At 68.4% G+C, this 21,918-nt stretch carries 16 protein-coding genes; 7 read left to right on the top strand and 9 right to left on the bottom strand.

All coding sequences use genetic code 11. The annotated features are described in order from the left end of the window. Window positions 1–20 precede the first annotated feature (20 nt). The 4 genes from AB0H82_RS24520 to AB0H82_RS24505 all read right to left on the bottom strand — a co-directional run bounded on the left by AB0H82_RS24520 (window position 21) and on the right by AB0H82_RS24505 (window position 3,992). Entirely contained in the window at window positions 21–794 is a 774-nt protein-coding gene (locus tag AB0H82_RS24520; protein ID WP_362996116.1) for a succinate dehydrogenase/fumarate reductase iron-sulfur subunit, read from the bottom strand. Next, entirely contained in the window at window positions 791–2,740 is a 1,950-nt protein-coding gene (locus AB0H82_RS24515) for a fumarate reductase/succinate dehydrogenase flavoprotein subunit (protein WP_362996114.1), read from the bottom strand. Before AB0H82_RS24515 ends, AB0H82_RS24520 begins: the two co-directional genes overlap by 4 nt. Window positions 2,741–2,756: 16 nt before the next feature. Then, complete coding sequence (locus AB0H82_RS24510; RefSeq protein ID WP_362996112.1) at window positions 2,757–3,593, bottom strand: hypothetical protein; 837 nt, start codon at window positions 3,591–3,593, stop codon at window positions 2,757–2,759. A gap of 84 nt (window positions 3,594–3,677) precedes the next feature. Continuing rightward, window positions 3,678–3,992 (bottom strand): hypothetical protein, encoded by a 315-nt coding sequence (locus tag AB0H82_RS24505; RefSeq protein ID WP_362996110.1) that lies wholly within the window; start codon window positions 3,990–3,992, stop codon window positions 3,678–3,680. A 322-nt stretch (window positions 3,993–4,314) separates the two neighbouring features. On the opposite strand from AB0H82_RS24505, the gene AB0H82_RS24500 reads away from it, so the two are divergent. From AB0H82_RS24500 to AB0H82_RS24470, 7 genes are all read left to right on the top strand, one after another. Next, complete coding sequence (locus AB0H82_RS24500; protein WP_362996108.1) at window positions 4,315–6,654, top strand: ABC transporter family substrate-binding protein; 2,340 nt, start codon at window positions 4,315–4,317, stop codon at window positions 6,652–6,654. Window positions 6,655–6,906: 252 nt separating this feature from the next. Next, a complete protein-coding gene (gene typA, locus AB0H82_RS24495) occupies window positions 6,907–8,823 on the top strand; it encodes a translational GTPase TypA (protein WP_362996106.1) in 1,917 nt (638 codons plus the stop codon). Window positions 8,824–9,355: 532 nt separating this feature from the next. Continuing rightward, window positions 9,356–10,981 (top strand): ABC transporter substrate-binding protein, encoded by a 1,626-nt coding sequence (locus AB0H82_RS24490; protein WP_362996104.1) that lies wholly within the window; start codon window positions 9,356–9,358, stop codon window positions 10,979–10,981. Between the two features lie 82 nt (window positions 10,982–11,063). Beyond that, window positions 11,064–11,993, top strand: a complete 930-nt coding sequence (locus AB0H82_RS24485) for an ABC transporter permease (RefSeq protein WP_362996101.1) — start codon at window positions 11,064–11,066, stop codon at window positions 11,991–11,993. Further along, window positions 11,986–12,948 (top strand): ABC transporter permease, encoded by a 963-nt coding sequence (locus AB0H82_RS24480; RefSeq protein ID WP_362996099.1) that lies wholly within the window; start codon window positions 11,986–11,988, stop codon window positions 12,946–12,948. Before AB0H82_RS24485 ends, AB0H82_RS24480 begins: the two co-directional genes overlap by 8 nt. A gap of 11 nt (window positions 12,949–12,959) precedes the next feature. Continuing rightward, window positions 12,960–14,021, top strand: coding sequence for an ABC transporter ATP-binding protein (locus tag AB0H82_RS24475; RefSeq protein WP_362996097.1), 1,062 nt, complete (start codon window positions 12,960–12,962; stop codon window positions 14,019–14,021). Next, complete coding sequence (locus tag AB0H82_RS24470) at window positions 14,014–15,177, top strand: dipeptide ABC transporter ATP-binding protein (protein WP_362996095.1); 1,164 nt, start codon at window positions 14,014–14,016, stop codon at window positions 15,175–15,177. Before AB0H82_RS24475 ends, AB0H82_RS24470 begins: the two co-directional genes overlap by 8 nt. Before the next feature lie 1,076 nt (window positions 15,178–16,253). On the opposite strand, the gene AB0H82_RS24465 is transcribed toward AB0H82_RS24470, so the two are convergent. The 5 genes from AB0H82_RS24465 to AB0H82_RS24445 form a co-directional block, all read right to left on the bottom strand. Then, window positions 16,254–16,790, bottom strand: coding sequence for a GNAT family N-acetyltransferase (locus tag AB0H82_RS24465; protein ID WP_362996093.1), 537 nt, complete (start codon window positions 16,788–16,790; stop codon window positions 16,254–16,256). A gap of 133 nt (window positions 16,791–16,923) precedes the next feature. Next, a complete protein-coding gene (locus AB0H82_RS24460; RefSeq protein WP_362996231.1) occupies window positions 16,924–17,958 on the bottom strand; it encodes a dipeptide ABC transporter ATP-binding protein in 1,035 nt (344 codons plus the stop codon). Between the two features lie 26 nt (window positions 17,959–17,984). Further along, a complete protein-coding gene (locus AB0H82_RS24455) occupies window positions 17,985–19,025 on the bottom strand; it encodes an ABC transporter ATP-binding protein (protein ID WP_362996091.1) in 1,041 nt (346 codons plus the stop codon). Between the two features lie 20 nt (window positions 19,026–19,045). Further along, window positions 19,046–20,026 carry an ABC transporter permease gene (locus tag AB0H82_RS24450; RefSeq protein WP_362996089.1) on the bottom strand — a complete coding sequence of 327 codons (981 nt, stop codon included), beginning with the start codon at window positions 20,024–20,026 and terminating at the stop codon, window positions 19,046–19,048. 91 nt (window positions 20,027–20,117) lie between these two features. After that, window positions 20,118–21,905, bottom strand: a complete 1,788-nt coding sequence (locus AB0H82_RS24445; protein ID WP_362996087.1) for an ABC transporter substrate-binding protein — start codon at window positions 21,903–21,905, stop codon at window positions 20,118–20,120. Between the last annotated feature and the right edge of the window lie 13 nt (window positions 21,906–21,918).

Below are 21,918 nucleotides of genomic sequence, written 5' to 3'. Positions count from 1 at the left end.
GGCAGTGTGGCACAGAGGTCCTACTCCGCCCGCCGCCGCCGGATCTTGCTGCCCAGCCACACCAGCGGGTCGTACTTGCGGTCAACGGCCCGTTCCTTCAAAGGAATCAGCGCGTTGTCCGTGATCTTGATGCCCTCGGGGCACACCTCCGTGCAGCACTTGGTGATGTTGCAGTAGCCGAGGCCGTGCTCCTCCTGCGCGGTCCGTTTCCGGTCGAGGCCGGAGTCGGCCGCCGCGTCCAGCGGGTGCATGTCCAGTTCGGCGACGCGCATCAGTAACCGGGGTCCTGCGAAGGCCTCCTTGTTCTCCTCGTGGTCGCGCACCACGTGGCACGTGTCCTGGCACAGGAAGCACTCGATGCACTTGCGGAACTCCTGCGGGCGGTCCACATCCGCCTGCTGCATGCGGTATTCGCCGGGGCCCAGATCGGAGGGCGGCACGAAGGCCGGGATCTCGCGCGCCTTCGTGTAGTTGAAGCCGACGTCCGTCACCAGGTCGCGCACCACGGGGAAGGCCCGCAGCGGCGTCACCGTGATGACCTCCTCCCGGTCGAAGACCGACATGCGCGTCATGCACAGCAGCCGCGGCCTGCCGTTGATCTCCGCGGAGCACGAACCGCACTTGCCCGCCTTGCAGTTCCAGCGCACCGCGAGATCGGGTGCCTGGGTGGCCTGCAGGCGGTGGATGATGTCGAGAACGACCTCGCCCTCGTTGACCTCGACCTTGAAGTCCTCCAGGCCGCCGCCGCCGAGATCCCCGCGCCAGACCTTGAATCGCGCGTCGTACGAACTCACTCGTACAGCTCCTCTTCCGTCAGGTACTTGACCAGCTCCTCCTTCTCGAAGAGGGCGAGCAGGTCCGGGCGGATCGGTTCGGTGGACACGCGGACGAGGTCGATCTGGCCGCGTACGGGATCGGTGGCCGCCAACCCGGCGCTCGGATCGGCGAGTTGGCACAGGAGGTTGGCGCGGCGCCACTCGCGGTTCATCGCCGGGTGGTCCTCGCGGGTGTGGCCGCCGCGGCTCTCCGTGCGCTCCAGGGCGGCCCGCGCGACACACTCGCTGACCAGGAGCATGTTCCGCAGGTCGAGGGCGAGGTGCCAGCCCGGGTTGAACTGGCGGTGGCCCTCGACACCGGCCCGCCGCGCCCGCACCCGGAGCTCGGCGAGCTTCTCCAGGGCCTGCTCCATCTCCGCCTCGCGGCGGATGATGCCGACCAGGTCGTTCATGGTCTGCTGGAGCTCCTGATGGAGGGTGTACGGATTCTCCGGCGTCGCCCCGTCCTCCAGGCCCTCGGCGCTGAACGGCCGCAGCGCCTCCGCGGCCGCCGTGTCGATCTGCACCTCGTCCACCGCGGGCCGGGCGGCGAGCCCCGCGGCGTACCGGGCCGCGTGCAGCCCCGCCCGCCGCCCGAAGACGAGCAGGTCGGACAGCGAGTTGCCGCCGAGCCGGTTGGAGCCGTGCATGCCACCCGCGACCTCACCCGCGGCGTACAGCCCCGTCACGCGGCGCGCCGCCGCGGTGTCGGAGTCGACCGCGATGCCGCCCATCACGTAGTGACAGGTCGGCCCGACCTCCATGGCCTCCGCGGTGATGTCGACGTCCGCGAGCTCCTTGAACTGGTGGTACATGGACGGCAGCCGGCGCTTGATGACCTCGGCGGGCATGCGCGTCGACACGTCGAGGAAGACCCCGCCGTGCGGCGAGCCGCGGCCCGCCTTGACCTCGGAGTTGATGGCCCGGGCCACCTCGTCGCGAGGCAGCAGTTCGGGGGGACGGCGGTTGTGGTCCGGGTCCTCGTACCAGCGGTCGCCCTCCTCCTCCGACTGCGCGTACTTCTCCTTGAAGACGTCGGGGACGTAGTCGAACATGAACCGCTTGCCCTCGGAGTTCCTGAGCACCCCGCCGTCGCCGCGCACGGACTCGGTGACGAGGATGCCCTTGACCGACGGCGGCCAGACCATGCCGGTCGGGTGGAACTGCACGAACTCCATGTTGAGCAGCGGCGCCCCGGCGAGCAGCGCGAGCGCGTGCCCGTCGCCCGTGTACTCCCACGAGTTCGACGTCACCTTGAAGGACTTGCCGATGCCGCCCGTCGCGAGGACCACGCTCGGCGCTTCGAGGACGAAGAAGCGGCCGGACTCGCGGTCGTAGCAGAAGGCGCCGCTGACCCGGCCGCCCTCGCCGAACCCCGCGCCCTCCTCCTTGAGCACCCGCGTGACCGTGCACTCCTGGAAGACCTTCAACCGCGCTTCGTAGTCGCCGTGTTCGCGGAAGTCCTCCTGCTGGAGGGAGACGATCTTCTGCTGGAGCGTGCGGATCAGTTCGAGGCCGGTGCGGTCACCCACGTGCGCGAGCCGCGGGTACTCGTGGCCGCCGAAGTTGCGCTGCGATATGCGGCCGTCCGGCGTGCGGTCGAACAGGGCGCCCCAGGTCTCCAGCTCCCACACGCGGTCCGGTGCCTCGCGCGCGTGCAGCTCGGCCATGCGCCACTGGTTGAGGAACTTGCCGCCGCGCAGGGTGTCGCGGAAGTGGACCTGCCAGTTGTCGCCGGAGTTCACATTGCCCATGGACGCGGCGATGCCGCCCTCGGCCATCACCGTGTGGGCCTTCCCGAACAGCGACTTGCAGATCACGGCCGTACGGGCGCCCTGCTCACGCGCCTCGATCGCGGCCCGCAGCCCCGCGCCCCCGGCTCCCACCACGACGACGTCCCACTGCTGCCGTTCCACTTGTGACATCAGAAGGTCCTGTCCGTTAGAAGAAGCGCGGATCGTCGAAGGCACCGCTGGCGACCAGGTAGACGTAGAGGTCGGCGAGCGCCACGCTCGCCAACGACGTCCACGCGAGCAGCATGTGACGGCTGGTCAGCTTGCCCGTCCACTGCCACAGGCGGTACCGCACCGGGTGCTTGGAGAAGTGTTTGAGCCTGCCGCCGATGACGTGCCGGCAGGAGTGGCAGGAGAGGGTGTAGATCCAGATCAGTACGACGTTGACGAGCAGGACGAGCGTGCCGAGCCCCATGTGGCCCCACTCGTAGTGCTCGTCGCGGAAGGCGAGGACGGTGTCGTACGTGAGGATGGCCGCGACCGGCACGGCGGCGTAGAAGAAGTACCGGTGGATGTTCTGCAGGATCAGCGGGAAGCGGGTCTCGCCCGTGTACTTCTTGTGCGGCTCGGCGACCGCGCAGGCGGGCGGTGACGCCCAGAAGCCGCGGTAGTAGGCCTTGCGGTAGTAGTAGCAGGTCAGCCGGAAGCCCAGCGGGAAGATCAGGATGAGCACCGAGGGGGACAGGCCCCACCAGCTGCCGAAGATCTCCCAGTTGGGTCCTGAGCGCATAGGTTCGCAGTTCTCGGCCAGGCACGGCGAGTAGAACGGCGAGACGTAGGGCGCCGCGTAGTAGTCGGCGTTCGCGAAGGCCCGCCAGGTCGAGTAGACGATGAAGGCGAGCAGCCCGGCGACGGATCCCGCGGGCGCCAGCCACCAGCGGTCGGTCCGCAGATGGGCAGCGGTGATCGCGGCGCGCGTACCGTCACGTACGCCGCCGCCGGGGGCCGGTCCGCTCTTCGGTTGGGGTTCCGTGCCGGTGGCCAACGAGGCTCCACTCCTTCGTCCTCGGGTCGGGGAGGCGCTGCGAGTGCGTGCTTTTCCGTGGGTGTACGGCGTGCGGCGTGCAGGTCAGGGCGCGTGGCGGTCGCGGCCGCCGAGGCCCTCGTCGTCGAGGTCTCCGGTGTTCGTCCACAGAGAGCTGTCGTACGGCGTGTCGGGGATGGTCACGAAGTCGGGCGTGGGCGGCTCGGGGCGGGGCGAGGGCGGCGCGGCCGCCGCGCGCAGCAGCGCCACGCTCTCGCGCAGATGGTCGGTGTCCGTGCGCACCCGGCGCACGTCGACCCCCGCTATCTCGGTGCCGGCCTGCTGCTCCAGCCGGCCGACGGTCCGGACGAGGTCGTCCACGCATCGTTGAACAGCCGTCAATTCATCGTGCAGAGCCATTACTTGCCCTCACTTCAGGGGTGCGGTGGCAACGCTCATGCGCCTGCGAGTGTCGCGCGTCACATCCCGGCTTGTGAAGAGATCTGCACCGATTGCCGGATCAGTAGCGGTGAATGCGCCGGATCACGCGCCGTCCCGGCCGTTGGGCCGCACGAGTGGGATATGAGCGCCACCGCGTCGTGTCGCCCCCGGGGTGCGCGCCTCGTCACCTTCAGTGGGGCCATAGATGTGATCAGCTCCATATACCGCCAAACGTGATCAAACCCGGCCCGGGCCTGGCAGCGGGCGGCCGGGCGAGCCCCGGACCCCGGAGGTACCAGTCATGTCCCACGACCGCGCCAGAGTCAGATCTGTCGTGTTCCTCGCGACGGGGGTGCTGGCCCTGCCCGCCCTCGCCGGCTGCAGCTCGAACGACGAGGCCGGCCGACCGACCGCGGGCCAGGACATCGCTCCCGCCGCCAGGGACCTGGTCGCCGACGGAGGGGCCATGAACTGGGCGGTCGACGCCAGGCCCGAGACGTTCAACACCTTCCAGGCCGACGCCGACGAGGCCACCGCACGGGTCGCAGGCGCGGTCCTGCCTTCCCTGTTCCGCCTCGACGCGCAGGGCAGGGCACAGCGCAACGCCGACTTCCTCGAATCGGCGGAGGTCGTCGAGCGCGAACCCCAGCAGGTCGTCCTGTACAAGCTGAACCAGCAGGCGGTCTGGAGCGACGGCCGGGAGATCGGCGCCGACGACTTCCTCGCCCAGTGGCGGGCCCTGTCCGGAAAGGACACCGCGTACTGGACGGCGCGGAACGCCGGCTACGACCGCATCGCGAAGATCGAGCGCGGCGCGAACAACCTGGAGGTGCGGGTCACCTTCGCCAAGCCGTACGCCGACTGGCGCTCCCTCTTCTCACCGCTGTACCCGAAGCAGGTCATGGGCACCCCCGACACCTTCAACGACGGCGCGCGCCGCAAGCTGAAGGTCACGGCGGGCCCCTTCGCGCTCGGGGCCGTCGACCGCAAGGCCGGCGACGTCACGCTGGAGCGCAGCCCGCGCTGGTGGGGCCGCCCGGCCAAGCTCGACAGGATCGTGCTGCGCGAGGTGACGCGCGCCGAGCGGACCGAGGCGCTCGCCAAGGGCAAGGTCGACCTCGCCACGATCGACTCGGCGGAGGCCGGGCGGATCACCCGGGCCGCCCGGGACGAGGGCGCCGGAGGCCCGGCGGCCCACGGCCCCGGCGCCGGGCTCACCCCCGGCAAGGCGCTGCGCTCCTGGGCGATCGCCCACGGCTCCGACGAGGAGGCCGCCGACGCGGAGACCGAGGCCCGCGCCCGGACCGCCAAGGCGGTCAAGGAGTACGCCACGGAACAGGCGGGCCTGCGCGGCTACGTGGTCCGAAAGTCCCTGGAACCGGCCTACACCCAGCTCGCGCTCAACGGCTCCGAGGGCCCGCTCGCCGACGACCGGGTGCGCCGCGCGGTCGCCCGCGCCCTGAACCGCAAGGAGCTGGCGAAGACGGTCCTCAAGCCGCTCGGCCTGCCCGCCGTGCCGGTCGGCAGCCACCTCGCCCTCGCCGGACAGCAGGCGTACGCGGACAACAGCGGGGCCCTCGGCAAGCAGGACACCGCCGAGGCGCGGGCGCTGCTCGCGGACGCCGGCTGGACCCCGGGCGCCCTGTTGAAGGGCAAGAAGGACGAGACGGAGAAGGAGAAGGGCGAGAAGGCGGCGGGCGGCGAGGCCGACGAGAAGGACACGAAGAAGAGCGAGAAGACAGACAAGGGCGACAAGGGCGACAAGGGCGAGAAAGGCAAGAAGGACGGGAAGGCGGACTCCTCGGACGACGGCACCTACATCGTCGGCGAAGAGGACGGCAAGCCCCACGAGAACGGCACCTCCGTGCTCGCCCCCGCCCCCGCGGCCGCCTACCAGCGGGCCGTCCTGAACCGCCAGGCCGACGTCGTCGCCCTGCCCCGCGAGGCCGACAAGGAGAAGAAGCGGGAACCGGGCGACCACTCCAGGCAGCACGCCAAGGGCGGCGCCCCCGGCGCCTACGCCCCGAAGGGCACCGCAGCGCCCAAGGGGTCGGCGAAGGCCGCGGCCGGGCCGCTGGCCAAGGACGGCAAGCCCCTCACCCTCCGCTTCGTGCTGCCCTCCGGGGAGGGCTCGGAGTCGCTGCGCGCGGTGGCCGACCGGATCTCCCGGATGCTCCAGAAGATCGGCGTCCGCACGGAGACGTCGAAGGTCGCCGACGACAGCTACTTCAAGGACCACATCGCGTCCGGCCAGTACGATCTGGCCCTGTACTCGTGGCCCGCGTCGGCCTTCCCGGCCACCGACGCCCGCCCGATCTTCGCCAAGCCGGTGCCGGCCGCGGACGGCTCGCTGAACGTCGAACAGAACTACACGCGTGTCGGCACGGACCACATCGACCAGCTCTTCGAACAGGCGGTCGGCGAGCTGGACGAGGACGAGGCGCGCGCCCTGGTCAGGAAGGCGGACGCCCGCATCTGGGCCGAGGCGGGCTCCATCCCCCTCTACCAGCGCCCCCAGCTGCTTGCCGCCCGCCCGAACCTGGCGAACGCCGGAGCGTTCGGCTTCCAGGCCCCGCACTACGAGGACATCGGCTTCCTCAAGCAGGGCGCGAAGGCCTCCGCACCGCCCTCCGCGAAGTAAACGGCTCAGATTACGCTCAACTCTCTTGCCCGCCGGCCACCCCGGCGGGCAAGCTCGTTCTACCCATTGACCTGTTGACCTGCTGTTTCCCCAGAGTTCCCGAGGCTTTCCGCACCCCTGCGAAGCCCCCGCGGAGGCTGCCTCCGCGAGGGACACGTAGACTGGGGTGAGGCCGTGGCGTGTCCAGCCCGGCAGGGTCCGCGTAACTCAGATGTACGCGACCGTCCACTCACTCCAGGAGTACGCCGCACTATGCCTGTGACCTCGACGCGTCACGATATCCGCAACGTCGCCATCGTCGCTCACGTCGACCATGGCAAGACGACCATCGTCGACGCCATGCTCAAGCAGGCCGGTTCCTTCGCCGCGCACGCCGCCGAGTCCCTCGACGACCGCATGATGGACTCGAACGACCTGGAGCGTGAGAAGGGCATCACGATCCTCGCCAAGAACACGGCGGTGAAGTATCACCCCAAGGACGGCGGGGACCCGATCACGATCAACATCATCGACACCCCCGGCCACGCCGACTTCGGTGGCGAGGTCGAGCGCGGTCTGTCGATGGTGGACGCGGTCGTCCTGCTGGTCGACGCCTCCGAGGGCCCGCTCCCGCAGACCCGCTTCGTGCTGCGCAAGGCGCTGCAGCAGCGGCTGCCCGTGATCCTCTGCATCAACAAGACGGACCGCCCCGACTCCCGGATCGACGAGGTCGTCAACGAGACGTACGACCTCTTCCTCGACCTGGACGCGGACGAGGACCAGATCGAGTTCCCGATCGTCTACGCCTGTGGCCGTGACGGCGTCGCCTCGCTGACCAAGCCGGAGGACGGCACGGTCCCGGCGGACTCCACCAACCTGGAGCCGTTCTTCTCCACGATCCTGGAGCACGTCCCGGCCCCGACGTACGACGAGAGCGCCCCGCTCCAGGCGCACGTCACCAACCTCGACGCGGACAACTTCCTCGGCCGCATCGCGCTGCTCCGCGTCGAGCAGGGCGAGCTGCGCAAGGGCCAGACGGTCGCGTGGATCAAGCGTGACGGCACCATCTCGAACGTCCGCATCACCGAGCTGATGATGACCGAGGCGCTCACCCGCAAGCCGGCCGAGATGGCGGGCCCGGGTGACATCTGCGCGGTCGCCGGTATCCCCGACATCATGATCGGCGAGACCCTGGCCGACCCGGAGAACCCGATCGCGCTGCCGCTCATCACGGTCGACGAGCCGGCGATCTCCATGACCATCGGTACGAACACCTCGCCGCTGGTCGGCCGCGGCGGCACCGGCAAGGGCGCGGACGCCAAGTCCGCGGTCAAGGACCGCAAGGTCACCGCCCGCCAGGTCAAGGACCGCCTGGAGCGCGAGCTGATCGGTAACGTCTCGCTGCGCGTCCTCGACACCGAGCGCCCCGACGCCTGGGAGGTGCAGGGCCGCGGTGAGCTGGCCCTTGCCATCCTGGTCGAGCAGATGCGCCGCGAGGGCTTCGAGATGACCATCGGCAAGCCGCAGGTGGTCACCCGGCAGATCGACGGCAAGACCCACGAGCCGGTCGAGCGCATGACGATCGACGTGCCCGAGGAGCACATGGGCGCCGTCACGCAGCTCATGGGCGTCCGCAAGGGCCGCATGGACAACATGTCGAACCACGGCTCGGGCTGGGTCCGCCTGGAGTTCGTCGTGCCGTCCCGCGGCCTCATCGGCTTCCGTACGGAGTTCCTGACGCAGACCCGCGGCACGGGCATCGCCCACTCCATCCACGAGGGCCACGAGCCGTGGTTCGGCGAGCTGAAGACCCGTAACAACGGCTCCCTGGTCGCCGACCGCGCCGGCGCCGTCACCGCCTTCGCGATGACGAACCTCCAGGAGCGCGGCGTGCTGTTCACCGAGCCCGGCACCGAGGTGTACGAGGGCATGATCGTCGGCGAGAACTCCCGCGCCGACGACATGGACGTGAACATCACCAAGGAGAAGAAGCTCACCAACATGCGCTCCGCCTCCGCCGACTCCTTCGAGGCGATCGTGCCGCCGCGCAAGCTGTCGCTTGAGCAGTCCCTGGAGTTCTGCCGCGACGACGAGTGCGTCGAGGTGACCCCGGAGGCCGTGCGCATCCGCAAGGTCGTCCTGGACCAGAAGGAGCGCGGCCGCTCGGCGTCCCGCGCCAAGCACAGCTGACGCCCAGTACACAGCTGACGCTCAGTACACAGCCGACGCCAAGCACAGCTGACCCGCTCATGTAGGCGGTTAGCGGATCACTGGCGCTCACGAGGCCGATTTTCGCCGCTCCCTGAGGGAGTCGGACGGAAGTCGGCCTCTGGCGTTTCCGCTGACCGGTACGGTGTGGCCACTGCCGCGCGGAGCTCTCCCGGCAACCGGTTTTTCACCGCCAAGTGTCCGGTATGCGGACGTCACTGACCGTTAGATGTGTAACACGTCCGTTTCGCAACCATCTATCTCGGATCGGTTTGTCCGGATTTTGGAAGTTGTACGTGCCAGGTGTGATTGAACCGAGACCAAAAGAGTGTGGTCGACCGGTACCGCATGGCTAATAGTTGACCGCGTATAGCTCGGGTCAATGGGTCACGCGCTGTGGGGAGCGCCGACTCACGAGCACACTGGGGTACTCGATCTTCGCCGTCAGGGGTGTCGGCGCGGTTGCACGTACCCCCTCTTGTAGTGAACAAGTGGACTCATGAGGAGGAACCCCATGCGTGGTGCCAAGAGCGCCAAGTGGGTCGCGATAGCCGGTGTTGTGGCGCTGACGGCCACCGCTTGTGGCGGCGGCGACAGTGACAGCAACGGCAGCGGAAAGGTCGACCCCAAGGGGATCGTCAGCTACGCCAATGGTGAGCCGCAGAACGCCCTGCAGCCTTCCAACACCATGGAGGCGTACGGCAGCGTCGTCATCGACTCGCTCTTCACGGGCCTGGTCCACTACGACAAGCAGGGCGACATCACCTACGAGAACGCCGAGTCGGTCACCCCCGACAAGGCGAACAAGGTGTGGACCGTCAAGCTGAAGCCGGGCTGGAAGTTCCACAACGGCGAGGCCGTCACCTCCAAGTCGTACGTCGACGCCTGGAACTGGGCCGCCGACCCGGCCAACTCCCAGCAGAACAGCTCCTGGTACCGCGACATCGTCGGCTACGACGACGTGCACCCGGAGAAGGGCAAGGCCAAGAAGAAGGCCATGTCCGGCCTGAAGGTCGTCGACGAGCACACCTTCACCATCACGCTGAAGCACGGCATCCCGTACTACGCGTACAAGCTGGTCTACCAGCCCTTCTTCCCGCTGCCCTCGGCCGCGCTGAAGGACCCGAAGAAGTACGGCGAGTCGCCCGTCGGCAACGGTCCCTACAAGTTCAAGAGCTGGGACCACAAGAAGTCGATCCAGGTCACCGCCTGGTCCGGCTACAAGGGTGAGAAGAAGCCGAAGAACGGCGGCATCAACTTCAAGGCGTACACGACGCCCCAGGCCGCCTACAACGACCTGCGGTCCGACAACGTCGACACGATGCCGCTGATCCCGGACAGCGAGCTCGCCAACTTCAAGCAGGACTTCGGCGACCGCGCCATCGAGCAGGACTTCTCGGCGATCAACACGGTCAACCCGGCGTTCTACAGCAAGACGTTCAAGGACATGGACGTCAAGGTCATCCAGGGTCTCTCGATGGCCATCGACCGCGAGACGATCGTCAAGCAGACGTTCGCGGGCACCCGTGAGCCTGCGAGCGGCTGGGTCGCCAAGGGCGTGAAGGGCTACAAGGCCGGCGCCTGTGGCGAGTTCTGCAAGTTCGACCCGAAGAAGGCGAAGCAGCTCGTCAAGGACGGCGGCGGCGTCCCGGGCAACAAGATCTCCATCCAGTACAACGCCGACCAGCCGCACGAGGGCTGGGTCACGGCGGTGTGCAACAGCATCACCAAGTCGACCGGCGTGAAGTGCGTCGGCGACCCGAAGACCGACTTCCAGGCCGACACCGAGGTGCGGGACAAGAAGCAGGTCAAGGCGATGTACCGGTCGGGCTGGGTGCTCGACTACCCGTTCAACGGCAACTTCCTCGCCGACCTCTACGGGACCGGCGTCGACGGCAACAAGGGCGGCTTCTCGGACAAGAAGTTCGACGAGCTGACCAAGAAGGCCGACCAGGCCAAGACCATCGACGAGTCCGCGGAGCTCTACCAGGAGGCCGAGAAGCGCCTGGCGGAGACCTTCCCGGGCATCCCGCTCTGGTACAACAAGACGCTCTCCGCGCACTCCAAGAACGTGAAGAACGTCGAGTTCGACCAGGCCGGCGACCCCGTCCTGGCCGACATCGAGGTCTTCGAGAAGTAGTCGACGGAGGTCCGTTCCCGAAGCGACGCCCGGTCACCCCCGGGCGTCGCTTCGGGCGGCTCCGGATTGGACGGAGGCACCAATGGGGCGCTACGTCGCGCGGCGACTGCTCCAGATGATCCCGGTTTTCATCGGGACAACCCTTTTGATCTTCCTCATGGTCAACGTGCTCCCCGGCGATCCCGTACGGGCGCTCTGGGGCGACAAGCCGCCGGACCCCGCACAGGTGGCCCAGCTGAAGCACGACCGTGGGCTCGATCTGCCGCTGTGGCAGCAGTACCTGCACTACATGGGCGGTCTGCTGAAGGGCGATTTCGGTAACACCATCGCGGGCAACCGGCCCGTGCTCGACGAGATCTCGCAGGCCTTCCCGGTCTCGATGAAGCTGGCCTCGATGGCCTGGACGTTCGAGCTCATCGTGGGCATCACCCTGGGTGTGCTGGCCGGTGTGCGTCGTGGACGGTTCGTCGACAACACGGTGACGCTGTTCACTCTGCTGGTGATCTCCGTCCCGATCTTCGTGATCGGTCTGCTCTGCCAGCTGTTCTTCGGCAACGAGCTGGGCTGGATCACACCAACGGTTCAAGACTCCGAGAACATGGGCCAGTTGATGGTGCCGGCCATCGTGCTCGGCATGGTCGGCCTCGCCTATGTGGCGCGCCTGACCAGAACCTCCATCGCCGAGAACCGGTCCGCCGACTACATGCGGACCGCGGTGGCCAAGGGCCTGCCGCGGCAGCGCATCATCACCCGGCACCTGCTGCGCAACTCGCTGATCCCGGTCGTCACCTACCTCGGCACGGACATCGGCACCCTGATGGGCGGCGCGGTCATCACCGAGGGCATCTTCAACGTGACCGGCGTCGGCAACCTGCTGTTCACGGCGCTCGCCCACCGCGAGGGCGCGGTCATCGTCGGTGTCGTCACCGTCCTGGTGCTCGTGTACCTCGCAGCCAGCCTGATCGTCGACCTGCTTTACGCGGTCCTGGACCCGAGGATCCGTTATGCCTGACCTCACCAAGACCTCGACCACGGACGAGAAGGCCGCGGCTCAGGACGAAGTCGTGGCAGGTGCCGCAGTCTCCGCCACGCCGGCGCCCGGCAAGCCTCGCAGCCTGGGGGCCGACGCCTGGCGGGATCTGCGCCGCAACCCGCTCTTCGTGATCGCCGCGGCGCTGATCACGGTCCTGATCGTGGTGGCGCTCTTCCCGGGCCTGTTCACCAGCGTCGACCCGAAGAGCGCCGACCTGGCGAACGACTTCCTGAAGAAGCCCAACTACGGCCACCTCTTCCAGGCCGACTGGTTCGGATACGACCGGCAGGGCCGGAGCATCTACTCCCGGGTGGTCTACGGCACGCGCAACTCCATCACCGTCGGCCTCGGCGTGACCATCCTGGTCACCCTCTTCGGTGGTCTGATGGGCATGCTCGCCGGCTACTTCGGCGGCTTCTGGGACAGCCTCATCTCGCGTCTCACCGACGTGTTCTTCGGCATCCCGTTCCTGCTCGGTGCCATGGTCGTGCTGAACGCCTTCACCAACCGCACCGTGTGGGTGGTCATGGGCGCGCTGGCCTTCCTGGGCTGGACACAGATCACCCGCGTGATGCGCGGCGCGGTCATCACGACCAAGCACGCCGACTACGTGGTGGCGGCGCGTGCGCTCGGCGCAGGGACGAAGCGGATCCTGGTCCGCCACATCCTGCCGAACGCGCTCGCTCCCGTGATCGTCGTGGCGACCATCTCGCTCGGCACGTACATCGTGGCGGAGTCGACGTTGTCGTACCTGGGTCTCGGCCTCGCCGACGACGCCATCTCCTGGGGTGGCGACATCTCGAAGGCGACGCAGGACATCCGGAACAACCCGCACACGCTGTTCTTCCCGGCAGGAATGCTGAGTATCACGGTGCTGGCGTTCATCATGATGGGTGACGCCGTACGCGAAGCCCTCGACCCGAAGCTGCGCTGAGGGAGGCGTACATGACCAGCATCGACCTCAAGACGGACTCTGTCCCCGCCCCCCGCTCGGGCGAGGAGAAGAGTGGCCGCCTCCTCGACGTGAAGGACCTCCACGTCGAGTTCCACACCCGCGAGGGCGTGGTCAAGGCCGTCAACGGCGTCAACTACAGCGTGGACGCGGGCGAGACGCTTGCCGTGCTCGGCGAGTCCGGCTCCGGCAAGTCCGTGACCGCGCAGGCCATCATGGGCATCCTCGACATGCCGCCCGGCAGGATCCCGCAGGGCGAGATCCTCTTCCGCGGCCAGGACATGCTCAAGATGTCCAACGAGGAGCGCAGGAAGGTCCGCGGCCGCAAGATCGCGATGATCTTCCAGGACGCGCTCTCCTCGCTCAACCCCGTCCTCTCGGTGGGCTACCAGCTCGGCGAGATGTTCCGGGTGCACGAGGGCATGGGCCGCAAGGAGGCCAAGGCCAAGGCCGTCGAGCTGATGGACAAGGTCAAGATCCCGGCCGCCAAGGAGCGGGTGAACGACTACCCGCACCAGTTCTCCGGCGGCATGCGCCAGCGCATCATGATCGCGATGGCGCTCGCCCTGGAGCCGGACCTGATCATCGCGGACGAGCCCACCACGGCGCTCGACGTGACGGTCCAGGCCCAGGTCATGGACCTGCTCGCGGAACTTCAGCGCGAGTACAACATGGGCCTGATCCTGATCACCCACGACCTCGGCGTCGTCGCCGACGTCGCGGACAAGATTGCGGTCATGTACGCGGGCCGGATCGTCGAGACGGCACCCGTCCACGAGCTGTACAAGCGCCCCGCGCACCCGTACACCCGTGGCCTCCTGGACTCGATCCCGCGGCTCGACCAGAAGGGCCAGGAGCTCTACGCGATCAAGGGCCTGCCGCCCAACCTGCTGAAGATCCCCGGCGGTTGCGCGTTCAACCCGCGCTGCCCGAAGGCGCAGGACATCTGCCGCACGGAGATCCCGGCGCTCGCGCCGGTCACCGAGCAGGACGGCGCGGAGCTGCCGGGCCGCGGCAGCGCGTGCCACTTCTGGAAGGAGACGATCCATGGCTGAGCCGACGAAGGCTTCGAAGCTCTCGAAGACGGACGAGGCCGCCGACGCCACCCCGAACGTCTCCGAGGTGGAAACGGTCGAGGCGGCCACCGCCGAGGAGGCCGTCGCGGCCATCGAGGCGCCGGTCGAGCGCGGTGAGCCGATCCTCCAGGTCCGCAACCTGGTCAAGCACTTCCCTCTCACCCAGGGAATCCTGATCAAGAAGCAGATCGGCGCGGTCAAGGCGGTCGACGGCATCTCCTTCGACCTGTACCAGGGCGAGACCCTGGGCATCGTGGGCGAGTCCGGCTGTGGCAAGTCCACGGTCGCCAAGCTCCTGATGACCCTGGAGCGCGCCACGGCCGGCGAGGTCTTCTACAAGGGCCAGGACATCACCAAGCTGTCCGGGCGCGCGCTGAAGGCGGTCCGCCGCAACATCCAGATGGTGTTCCAGGACCCCTACACGTCCCTGAACCCCCGTATGACGGTGGGCGACATCATCGGGGAGCCCTTCGAGATCCACCCCGAGGTGGCCCCGAAGGGTTCGCGCCGCCAGAAGGTCCAGGAGCTCCTGGACGTCGTCGGCCTCAACCCCGAGTACATCAACCGCTACCCGCACCAGTTCTCGGGCGGTCAGCGCCAGCGCATCGGCATCGCGCGCGGGCTGGCCCTCAACCCCGAGATCATCATCTGCGACGAGCCGGTCTCGGCCCTGGACGTCTCCGTCCAGGCCCAGGTCATCAACCTGATGGAGAAGCTCCAGGACGAGTTCAACCTCTCCTACCTCTTCATCGCGCACGACCTGTCGATCGTCCGGCACATCTCGGACCGCGTGGGCGTGATGTACCTCGGGAAGATGGCGGAGATCGGCTCGGACGAGCAGATCTACGAGCACCCGACGCACCCCTACACGCAGGCGCTGCTCTCCGCGGTCCCCGTCCCGGACCCGGAGGCCCGCGAGGGCCGCGAGCGCATCATCCTCACCGGTGACGTGCCGTCTCCCGCGAACCCGCCCTCGGGCTGCCGCTTCCGCACCCGCTGCTGGAAGGCGGAGGACAAGTGCGCGAAGGAGGTCCCCCTGCTCGCGATCCCGGAGCGCTTCAAGGGCCAGGACACTCCGGCGGCCCACGAGTCGGCGTGCCACTTCGCGGAGGAGAAGGCGGTGCTGGTCGGCTGAGGCCGGTGCCTTGTGTGTGACGCGTGACTGAGGGGCGCCCGGGACTGCACGAGTCCCGGGCGCCCCTCGAAGGCTTCGGCGGCCGGTGCCTTTGATGGTGAGCGGGGCCGCCCGGTTTTTTGCGGAGTGTGGCGCCTCCGGGCCGGCAGTAAAGGGCGCTCCTGCGTCGCGTCGGCTGCGCCGATTCCGCTCCGCTCCACCCTTGACTGCCGTCCCTGCACCGCACGTTGACCTTGGGCCGGACGGCCAGGGGTGGGGCCGACGGGATCGCTGGGATGGGTCATCGGCTTTCGCTGCCGGGTGCGGACCGGCCCATCGTGGGCGGCCGTCACGGTCCATGGCGCTGGACAGGCCCGGGCCCCGCCCCTCTCGGGTACCTACTTCGGAAAAGTTGCGAACGAGGAGGCCGTGCGCCCCCCTCCACGACCAATGCGCCGCCCCGACCGGGAGGGGGGAGGGCGCCTGTCGGGGACCAACTTTCGCGAAGTTGCGAAGGGGAAGGCCGTGCGCCCCCTCTTCAAGACCAAGGCGCCCTCCCAGCCGGGCGGGAAAGGCCACCTGTCGGGGACCTACTTTCGCGAAGTTGCGAATGCGTGTGCCGCACGCCCCCTTGAATAGCCGATGCGCCCCACGTATCCGAGCCCGTTGCGCCGCGATCCCGTGATGAACGGCCCTGCGTGACGGCGCGCGGGGTGTGGCAGGGGGCGCGCGGCCTCTCCATTCGCAACTTTTCCCAAGTAGGTGCCCGACCAGCCGCCCGCAGGCCCGGCAACGCCCCCCACTGCGACGGGCACACACGATGGACCGGCCCGCACCCGGCAGCGAAAGTCGATGACCCGACGGACAGTCCCGTCGGCCCCATCCCTGGCCGTCCGGGTCGAAGTCAACGTGCGGTGGAGGGGCGGGAGTCAAGGGTGGAGCGGAGCGGAATCGGCGCAGCCGACGCGACCGCAGGGAGCGCCCTTTACTGCCGGCCCGGAACCGCCACACTCCGGAAAGTCCGGGCGGCCCCGGTGACCAGCGAAGACGCAGGGCCACCGAAGTCCCCGCCGCTCCGTCAAGGCGGAGCCAACCGGTCACATGGGAAGCGAACGCAGTCGTACCGGCCCCCCGGGCCACTGTGCGTCCTCCCGCAGCGGTGTCACCATCGTCCGCAGGGGCATCGTCACCACGCGGGCCCCGGGCTGTTCCACCTGTACGTCCACGTCGAGCGCGTGCCAGCCCAGCCTCTCGTACAGCGTGACGAGCGGGGGGCGGCAGAAGAGCAGGGCGTGGGCGGGGCCCAGGGTGCGGGCGTGGGACAGGGCCGTCGTGAGGACCTCGCGGGCCAGGCCCCGGCCGCGTACGTCGGGGGCGACCGCTACGCCACCCACCCCGATCACTTCGAGGTCGGTTCCGTCGACCGTCAGGGGGAGGCGTCGCAGGCCCGCGTGGGCCACGAGGCGGCCGTTGTGGCGTATGCCGAAGTGTTCTTCCTTCGGGAGCCAGGCCAGACCGGTCTCCGCGACGCCGAAGGGGTCGTCGCCGGCGCCCAGGATCTCGTCCTGTTCGGTCTTCGTGTACTGGGCGAGCCGGACCGCGCTCGGCCGGTCGGACGTGTGGTGTGGGCTCATCTCCGTATGATCGCAGGCCCGGAACCGGCCCCGCCCCGCTCGGGTCAAGGGGGAGGGCGGGCCGGTTCCGGGGAGCGGGGCGCTACCCGGAGGGGGAGGGTGGGCAGGCCCCGGGCCGTTGCATGCGGGACGGTCAGAGCGACTTGCGGGCCGAGGGGACCGCGAGCTCCGCCGGGTCCTCCGGGTAGTGGCATGCCGTCAGGTGGCCCTCGCGGTTGCCGTCGATCTGGACCAGCGGCGGGTCCTCCGACGCGCACTTGTCCGTCGCCTTCCAGCACCGCGTGCGGAAGCGGCAGCCCGAGGGCGGGTTGACCGGAGAGGGGACGTCGCCGGTCAGGAGGATGCGTTCGCGGCGCGGTACGTCGTCCGCCGTCGCCTCCGGCACCGCCGACAGGAGCGCCTTCGTGTAGGGGTGGCGCGGGTTCCCGTACAGGCTCTCGCGGTCGGCGATCTCCACGATCCGGCCCAGGTACATGACCGCGACCCGCTGCGAGAAGTGCCGTACCACCGCCAGGTCGTGCGCGATGAAGAGGAACGCGATGCCCAGGTCCTTCTGGAGCTTCTGGAGCAGGTTCACCACCTGCGCCTGGATCGAGACGTCGAGCGCCGAGACCGGTTCGTCCGCCACGATCAGTTTGGGCTCCAGGGCGAGCGCCCGGGCCACGCCGATGCGCTGGCGCTGGCCGCCCGAGAATTCGTGCGGGAAGCGGTTGTAGTGCTCCGGGTTGAGGCCGACCGTTTCGAGGAGCTCGCGGACGCGGGCCTCGCGGCCGCCCGCCGGGTTGATGCCGTTGACCTCCATCGGACCCGAGATGATCTTGCCGACCGTCTGGCGCGGGTTCAGCGACGCGTACGGGTCCTGGAAGATCATCTGGATCTCCGAGCGGACCGGCGCCAGCTGCTTGCGCGAGGCGTGCGTGATGTCCTGGCCGCGGTAGGTGATCTTCCCGCCCGTCGGCTCCAGGAGGCGCGTGATCAGCCGGCCCGTCGTCGACTTGCCGCAGCCGGACTCGCCGACCAGGCCCAGGCTCTCGCCCTCGGCGACGGTGAAGTCCAGGCCGTCCACCGCCTGCACGGCGCCGATCCGCCGCTTGAACGGGAAACCGCCCAGGATGGGGAAGTGCTTGGTCAGACCGCTGACATCCAGGAGAGGAGTGCTGTCGCTCATAGTGGTCAAGTCCAGTCTCTTGTACGTCAGTCGGTGCGCGCGCCGCGCCCCGCGGCACCCGCGTAGTCCGCGAAGAATTCCGCCCGCTGCTCCGCGGTGAGGTGGCAGGCCGCGCCCCGGCCCCCGGTCAGTTCGAGGAGCGGCTGCTCGCCCGAGCAGCGCCCGCCCCCGACCTGCTCGGTGAACGCGCACCGCGGGTGGAAGCGGCACCCGGAGGGCGGGTTGAGGAGGCTCGGCGGCGTGCCGGGGATGGGGGAGAGCGGGACGTCCACCGGGCCGTCCAGGGACGGCATCGAGCCGAGCAGGCCCCAGGTGTAGGGGTGCTGGGGCGCGCGCAGGACTTCCTTCTTCGTGCCGCGCTCCACGCACCGGCCGCCGTACATCACCAGGACGTCGTCGGCGATGTCGGCGATCACGCCCAGGTCGTGCGTGATGAAGATGATCGCCGTGCCGAACTCCTGTTGGAGGTCCTTCAGGAGGTCCATGATCTGCGCCTGGACCGTCACGTCGAGTGCCGTGGTCGGCTCGTCGGCGATCAGCAGCGCCGGGTTGCAGACCAGCGACATCGCGATCATCGCGCGCTGGCGCATGCCGCCGGAGAACTGGTGCGGGTAGTCGTCCACACGCAGGTCGGGCTGCGGGATGCCGACCTTCGTCAGCATCTCGATGGACCGGTCCCTGGCCTCCTTCTTGGAGGCGCCGGTGTGCTTGCGGAACGTCTCGCCGATCTGCCGGCCGATGGTGTGGTACGGCGACAGGGACGCGAGCGCGTCCTGGAAGATCATCGCCATCTTGTTGCCGCGCAGCTTCTCCAGCTCCCGCTCGGTGGCGGTGAGGAGCTCCTGGCCGTCCAGCAGGATCTCGCCGTCGATGGCGGTGCTGTCCTTGTGGTGCAGGCCGAGGATGGCGAGGTTGGTGACGGACTTGCCGGAGCCGGACTCGCCCACGATGCCGAGGGTCTTGCCCTTCTCCACCTCGAAGTCGAGGCCGTCCACGGCCTTGACCGTGCCGTCCTCGGTGGAGAAGTGGACGCGCAGGTCGCGTACGGACAGGAAGGGGGTGCTCATCTGATCTGTCTCCCTGAGCCCTAGGCGAGGCGTACGCGCGGGTCGATGAGGGCGTAGACCGCGTCGACGATGATGTTGAAGACGACGATCGCCGTGGCGGCCACCAGGACGACGCCCAGCAGCATGGGCAGGTCGCTGGTGTAGACGGCGCGGACCGAGAGGTCGCCGATGCCGTGCAGGGCGAAGGTCTTCTCGGTGATGATCGCGCCGCCGAGGAGCACACCCAGGTCGAGGCCGAAGATGGTGACGATCGGCCCCATCGCCCCTCGCCAGGCGAAGCGGAAGAAGACCGAGCGGGCGGAGAGGCCCTTGGCCCGGGCCGTGCGGACGTAGTCCTCGCTGAGGGTCTCGACCATCTGGGAGCGGGTCATGCGGGTGTAGTTCGCCGTGAAGATCAGCGAGAGGACCAGCCAGGGGATCAGCAGTCCGGAGAACCACTCGCCGGGGCTCTCGGTGATCGGCGTGTACTGCGGCCGGTCCATCCACTGCAGCTGGTACACGAAGAGGTAGACGGCGAAGACGCCGACGACGTAGATCTGCAGCGAGGACGCGATCAGCGAGGCGGACGACGCGATCTTGTCGATGACCTTGCCCTGCTTGGCGGCGGCCAGCATGCCGGTGCCCACGCCGAACACGACGAAGACGGCCGAGGCGCCGAGCGAGAGGGACACGGTGGTCGGGAAGCGGTCCAGGATCGTGCCAAGGACCGGCTCACGGTTGCGGAACGAGTAACCGAGGCACGGCGCCGGACAGTTGCCGAAGCTGGCGTAGTCGCGGCCCACGAACAGGCCCTGGAACCAGTGCCAGTACTGCACCGGCAGCGAGTCGGCGATCCCGAGGTTGTGCCGCACCAGGTCCAGGGTCTCCGGCGAGCAGACCTTGCCGCAGGCCAGCCGGGCCGGGTCGCGCGGGGCGGCGTAGAAGAGGACGAAGACGAGAACGCTGATGATCAGCAGGATCACCGCGCCACCGACGATGCGGCGAAGGAGGAAGCGGAGCATGGCAGTTGGTTTTCCTGACGGATGCCGTGGGTGAGGAGGGGGTGGGGCGGTCCTCGGGGAGGAGAGGCCGCCCCACCACGGGGGCCGGTCGTCAGGCCTTGACGTACGTCTTGTAGATCAGCGTCGCGGCGAACTGCGGGTCGTGCTGGGCGCCGCCGACCTTGGAGCCGTGCAGGTAGAAGCGGCGCTGGTAGGTCTCCGGGATGATCGGCACGACCTCTTCCATGATCCGCTTGTCGAGCTCGGCCCAGGCCTTGCCGGCTTCCTTCTGGTCGGAGATCTGGGCGTTCTTCTTGATCGCCTCGTTGATCCAGTCGACGTCGGTCTGCGAGATGTTGTTCTGGCCGTCGCCGATGGCCTCACCGTCGAAGAGCGGCTGGATCAGGGTGTAGGCGGTCGGCCAGTCCGGGGACCAGCCGAACCACATGACGTCGAACTTGTTGTCGATGCGCTGGGCCTGGTCGTAGTAGTCCGTCGAGTTGAGCGGCTTGATGACCGGGTCGAAGCCGGCGGCCTTCAGCGCGTTCTCGATGACGACCTTGGTCTTGTCGTACGTGGGGCGCTGCGGGAAGGCGTAGACGATCTTCTGGCCGAGCTTGCCGGCCTTCTTGAGGATGGCCTTGGCGGCGGCCGGGTCGCCCGCGGGCTTCTTCAGCTTGCCGAAGACGTCGAACTTCTCGCGGCCGATGATGTCGGGGCTGAGGATGGTCGTCGCCAGCTCGCCCGCCGACTCGCCGCCGTAGATCCGGCGGATCTGCTCCAGCGGCCACGCGACGTTGAGGGCCTTGCGCACCTCGACGTCGGTGATGCGCTTGGTGTTGATGGCGTAGTAGTACGTACCGGAGGACAGGCCGTTGAAGGACCGCTTCTTGACCTCGGGGTTGGAGAGCACCTTCTGCATGCGCTCGGCCGGGATCGGCTCGTAGATGGCGATCATCTGCTGGTCCTTGCCCTGGTCCGCGATGAAGCGGTCGCAGGAGTCGAGGCCCGTCGGTCCGAACTCGAACTCGAAGCTGTCCGGGTAGGCGGTGCGGATCGGGTCCGTCTTCGGGTCCCAGTGCTTGTTGCGCGTCAGCGTCATCGACTTGTCGATGGAGCGGTGCTTGACGATGTACGGGCCGCAGGAGAACGGCGTCTTGTCGTACTTCTCCTTGGTGTCGTGCTTCACCGGGGTGGCCGCGTACGAGTGCATCGCCAGCGTGAAGTTGAAGTCCGGGCGGGCTTCCTTCAGCTTGAAGGTGACGGTCTTCTTCGCCTTGTCGATGACGATCGAGTCCAGGTGGTCACCGTCGTACGGGCCCTTGTAACCCTCGCGCCACTTGGCGCCCTTGCCGGTCAGCGCCGTCTGGACGTACGAGGCGCCCTCGGTGATGAAGGAGGCCCAGGAGCGCTCGATGCCGTGGCGCACGTCCTCGACCGTGAGCTCGCTGCCGTCCTGCCACTTCAGGCCGTCCTTCAGCGTGAAGGTCCAGGTCTTGTTGCCGTCGGACGCCTTGCCCACATCGGTGGCGAGGTCACCGACGAGGGTCATCTTGCCCTTGTCGTCGATGTAGTAGCCGGTGAGGGTGCGGGCGTACAGGTTGGCGATCGAGGAGTTGTACGCGAAGTAGATGCGCTGCGGGTCCATGTGCGACACGTCGTCCTCGGCGACACCGTAGATCGTGCCGCCCTTCTTCGCGCCGGGGACCTCGGGGGCGGGGCCCTTCGAGTCCTCCGCGGTGCCGATCTTGACGCTGGCCCCGGTGTACTCGGTGGCGCCACCGTGGTTCGAGCCCTTGCCGCCGTTGCCGGAGCCGCCGCTGCTGCACGCGGTGAGGACCATCGATCCACCGGCCGCGACCGAGGTCGCGACGACGAAGTTTCTGCGGGAGAGAGACATGTGGCTACCAACC

The sequence above is a fragment of the Streptomyces sp. NPDC050732 genome (genome assembly GCF_040654255.1).
Classification (GTDB): Bacteria; Actinomycetota; Actinomycetes; order Streptomycetales; family Streptomycetaceae; genus Streptomyces.
This window is presented reverse-complemented; position numbering and strand designations above follow the sequence as displayed.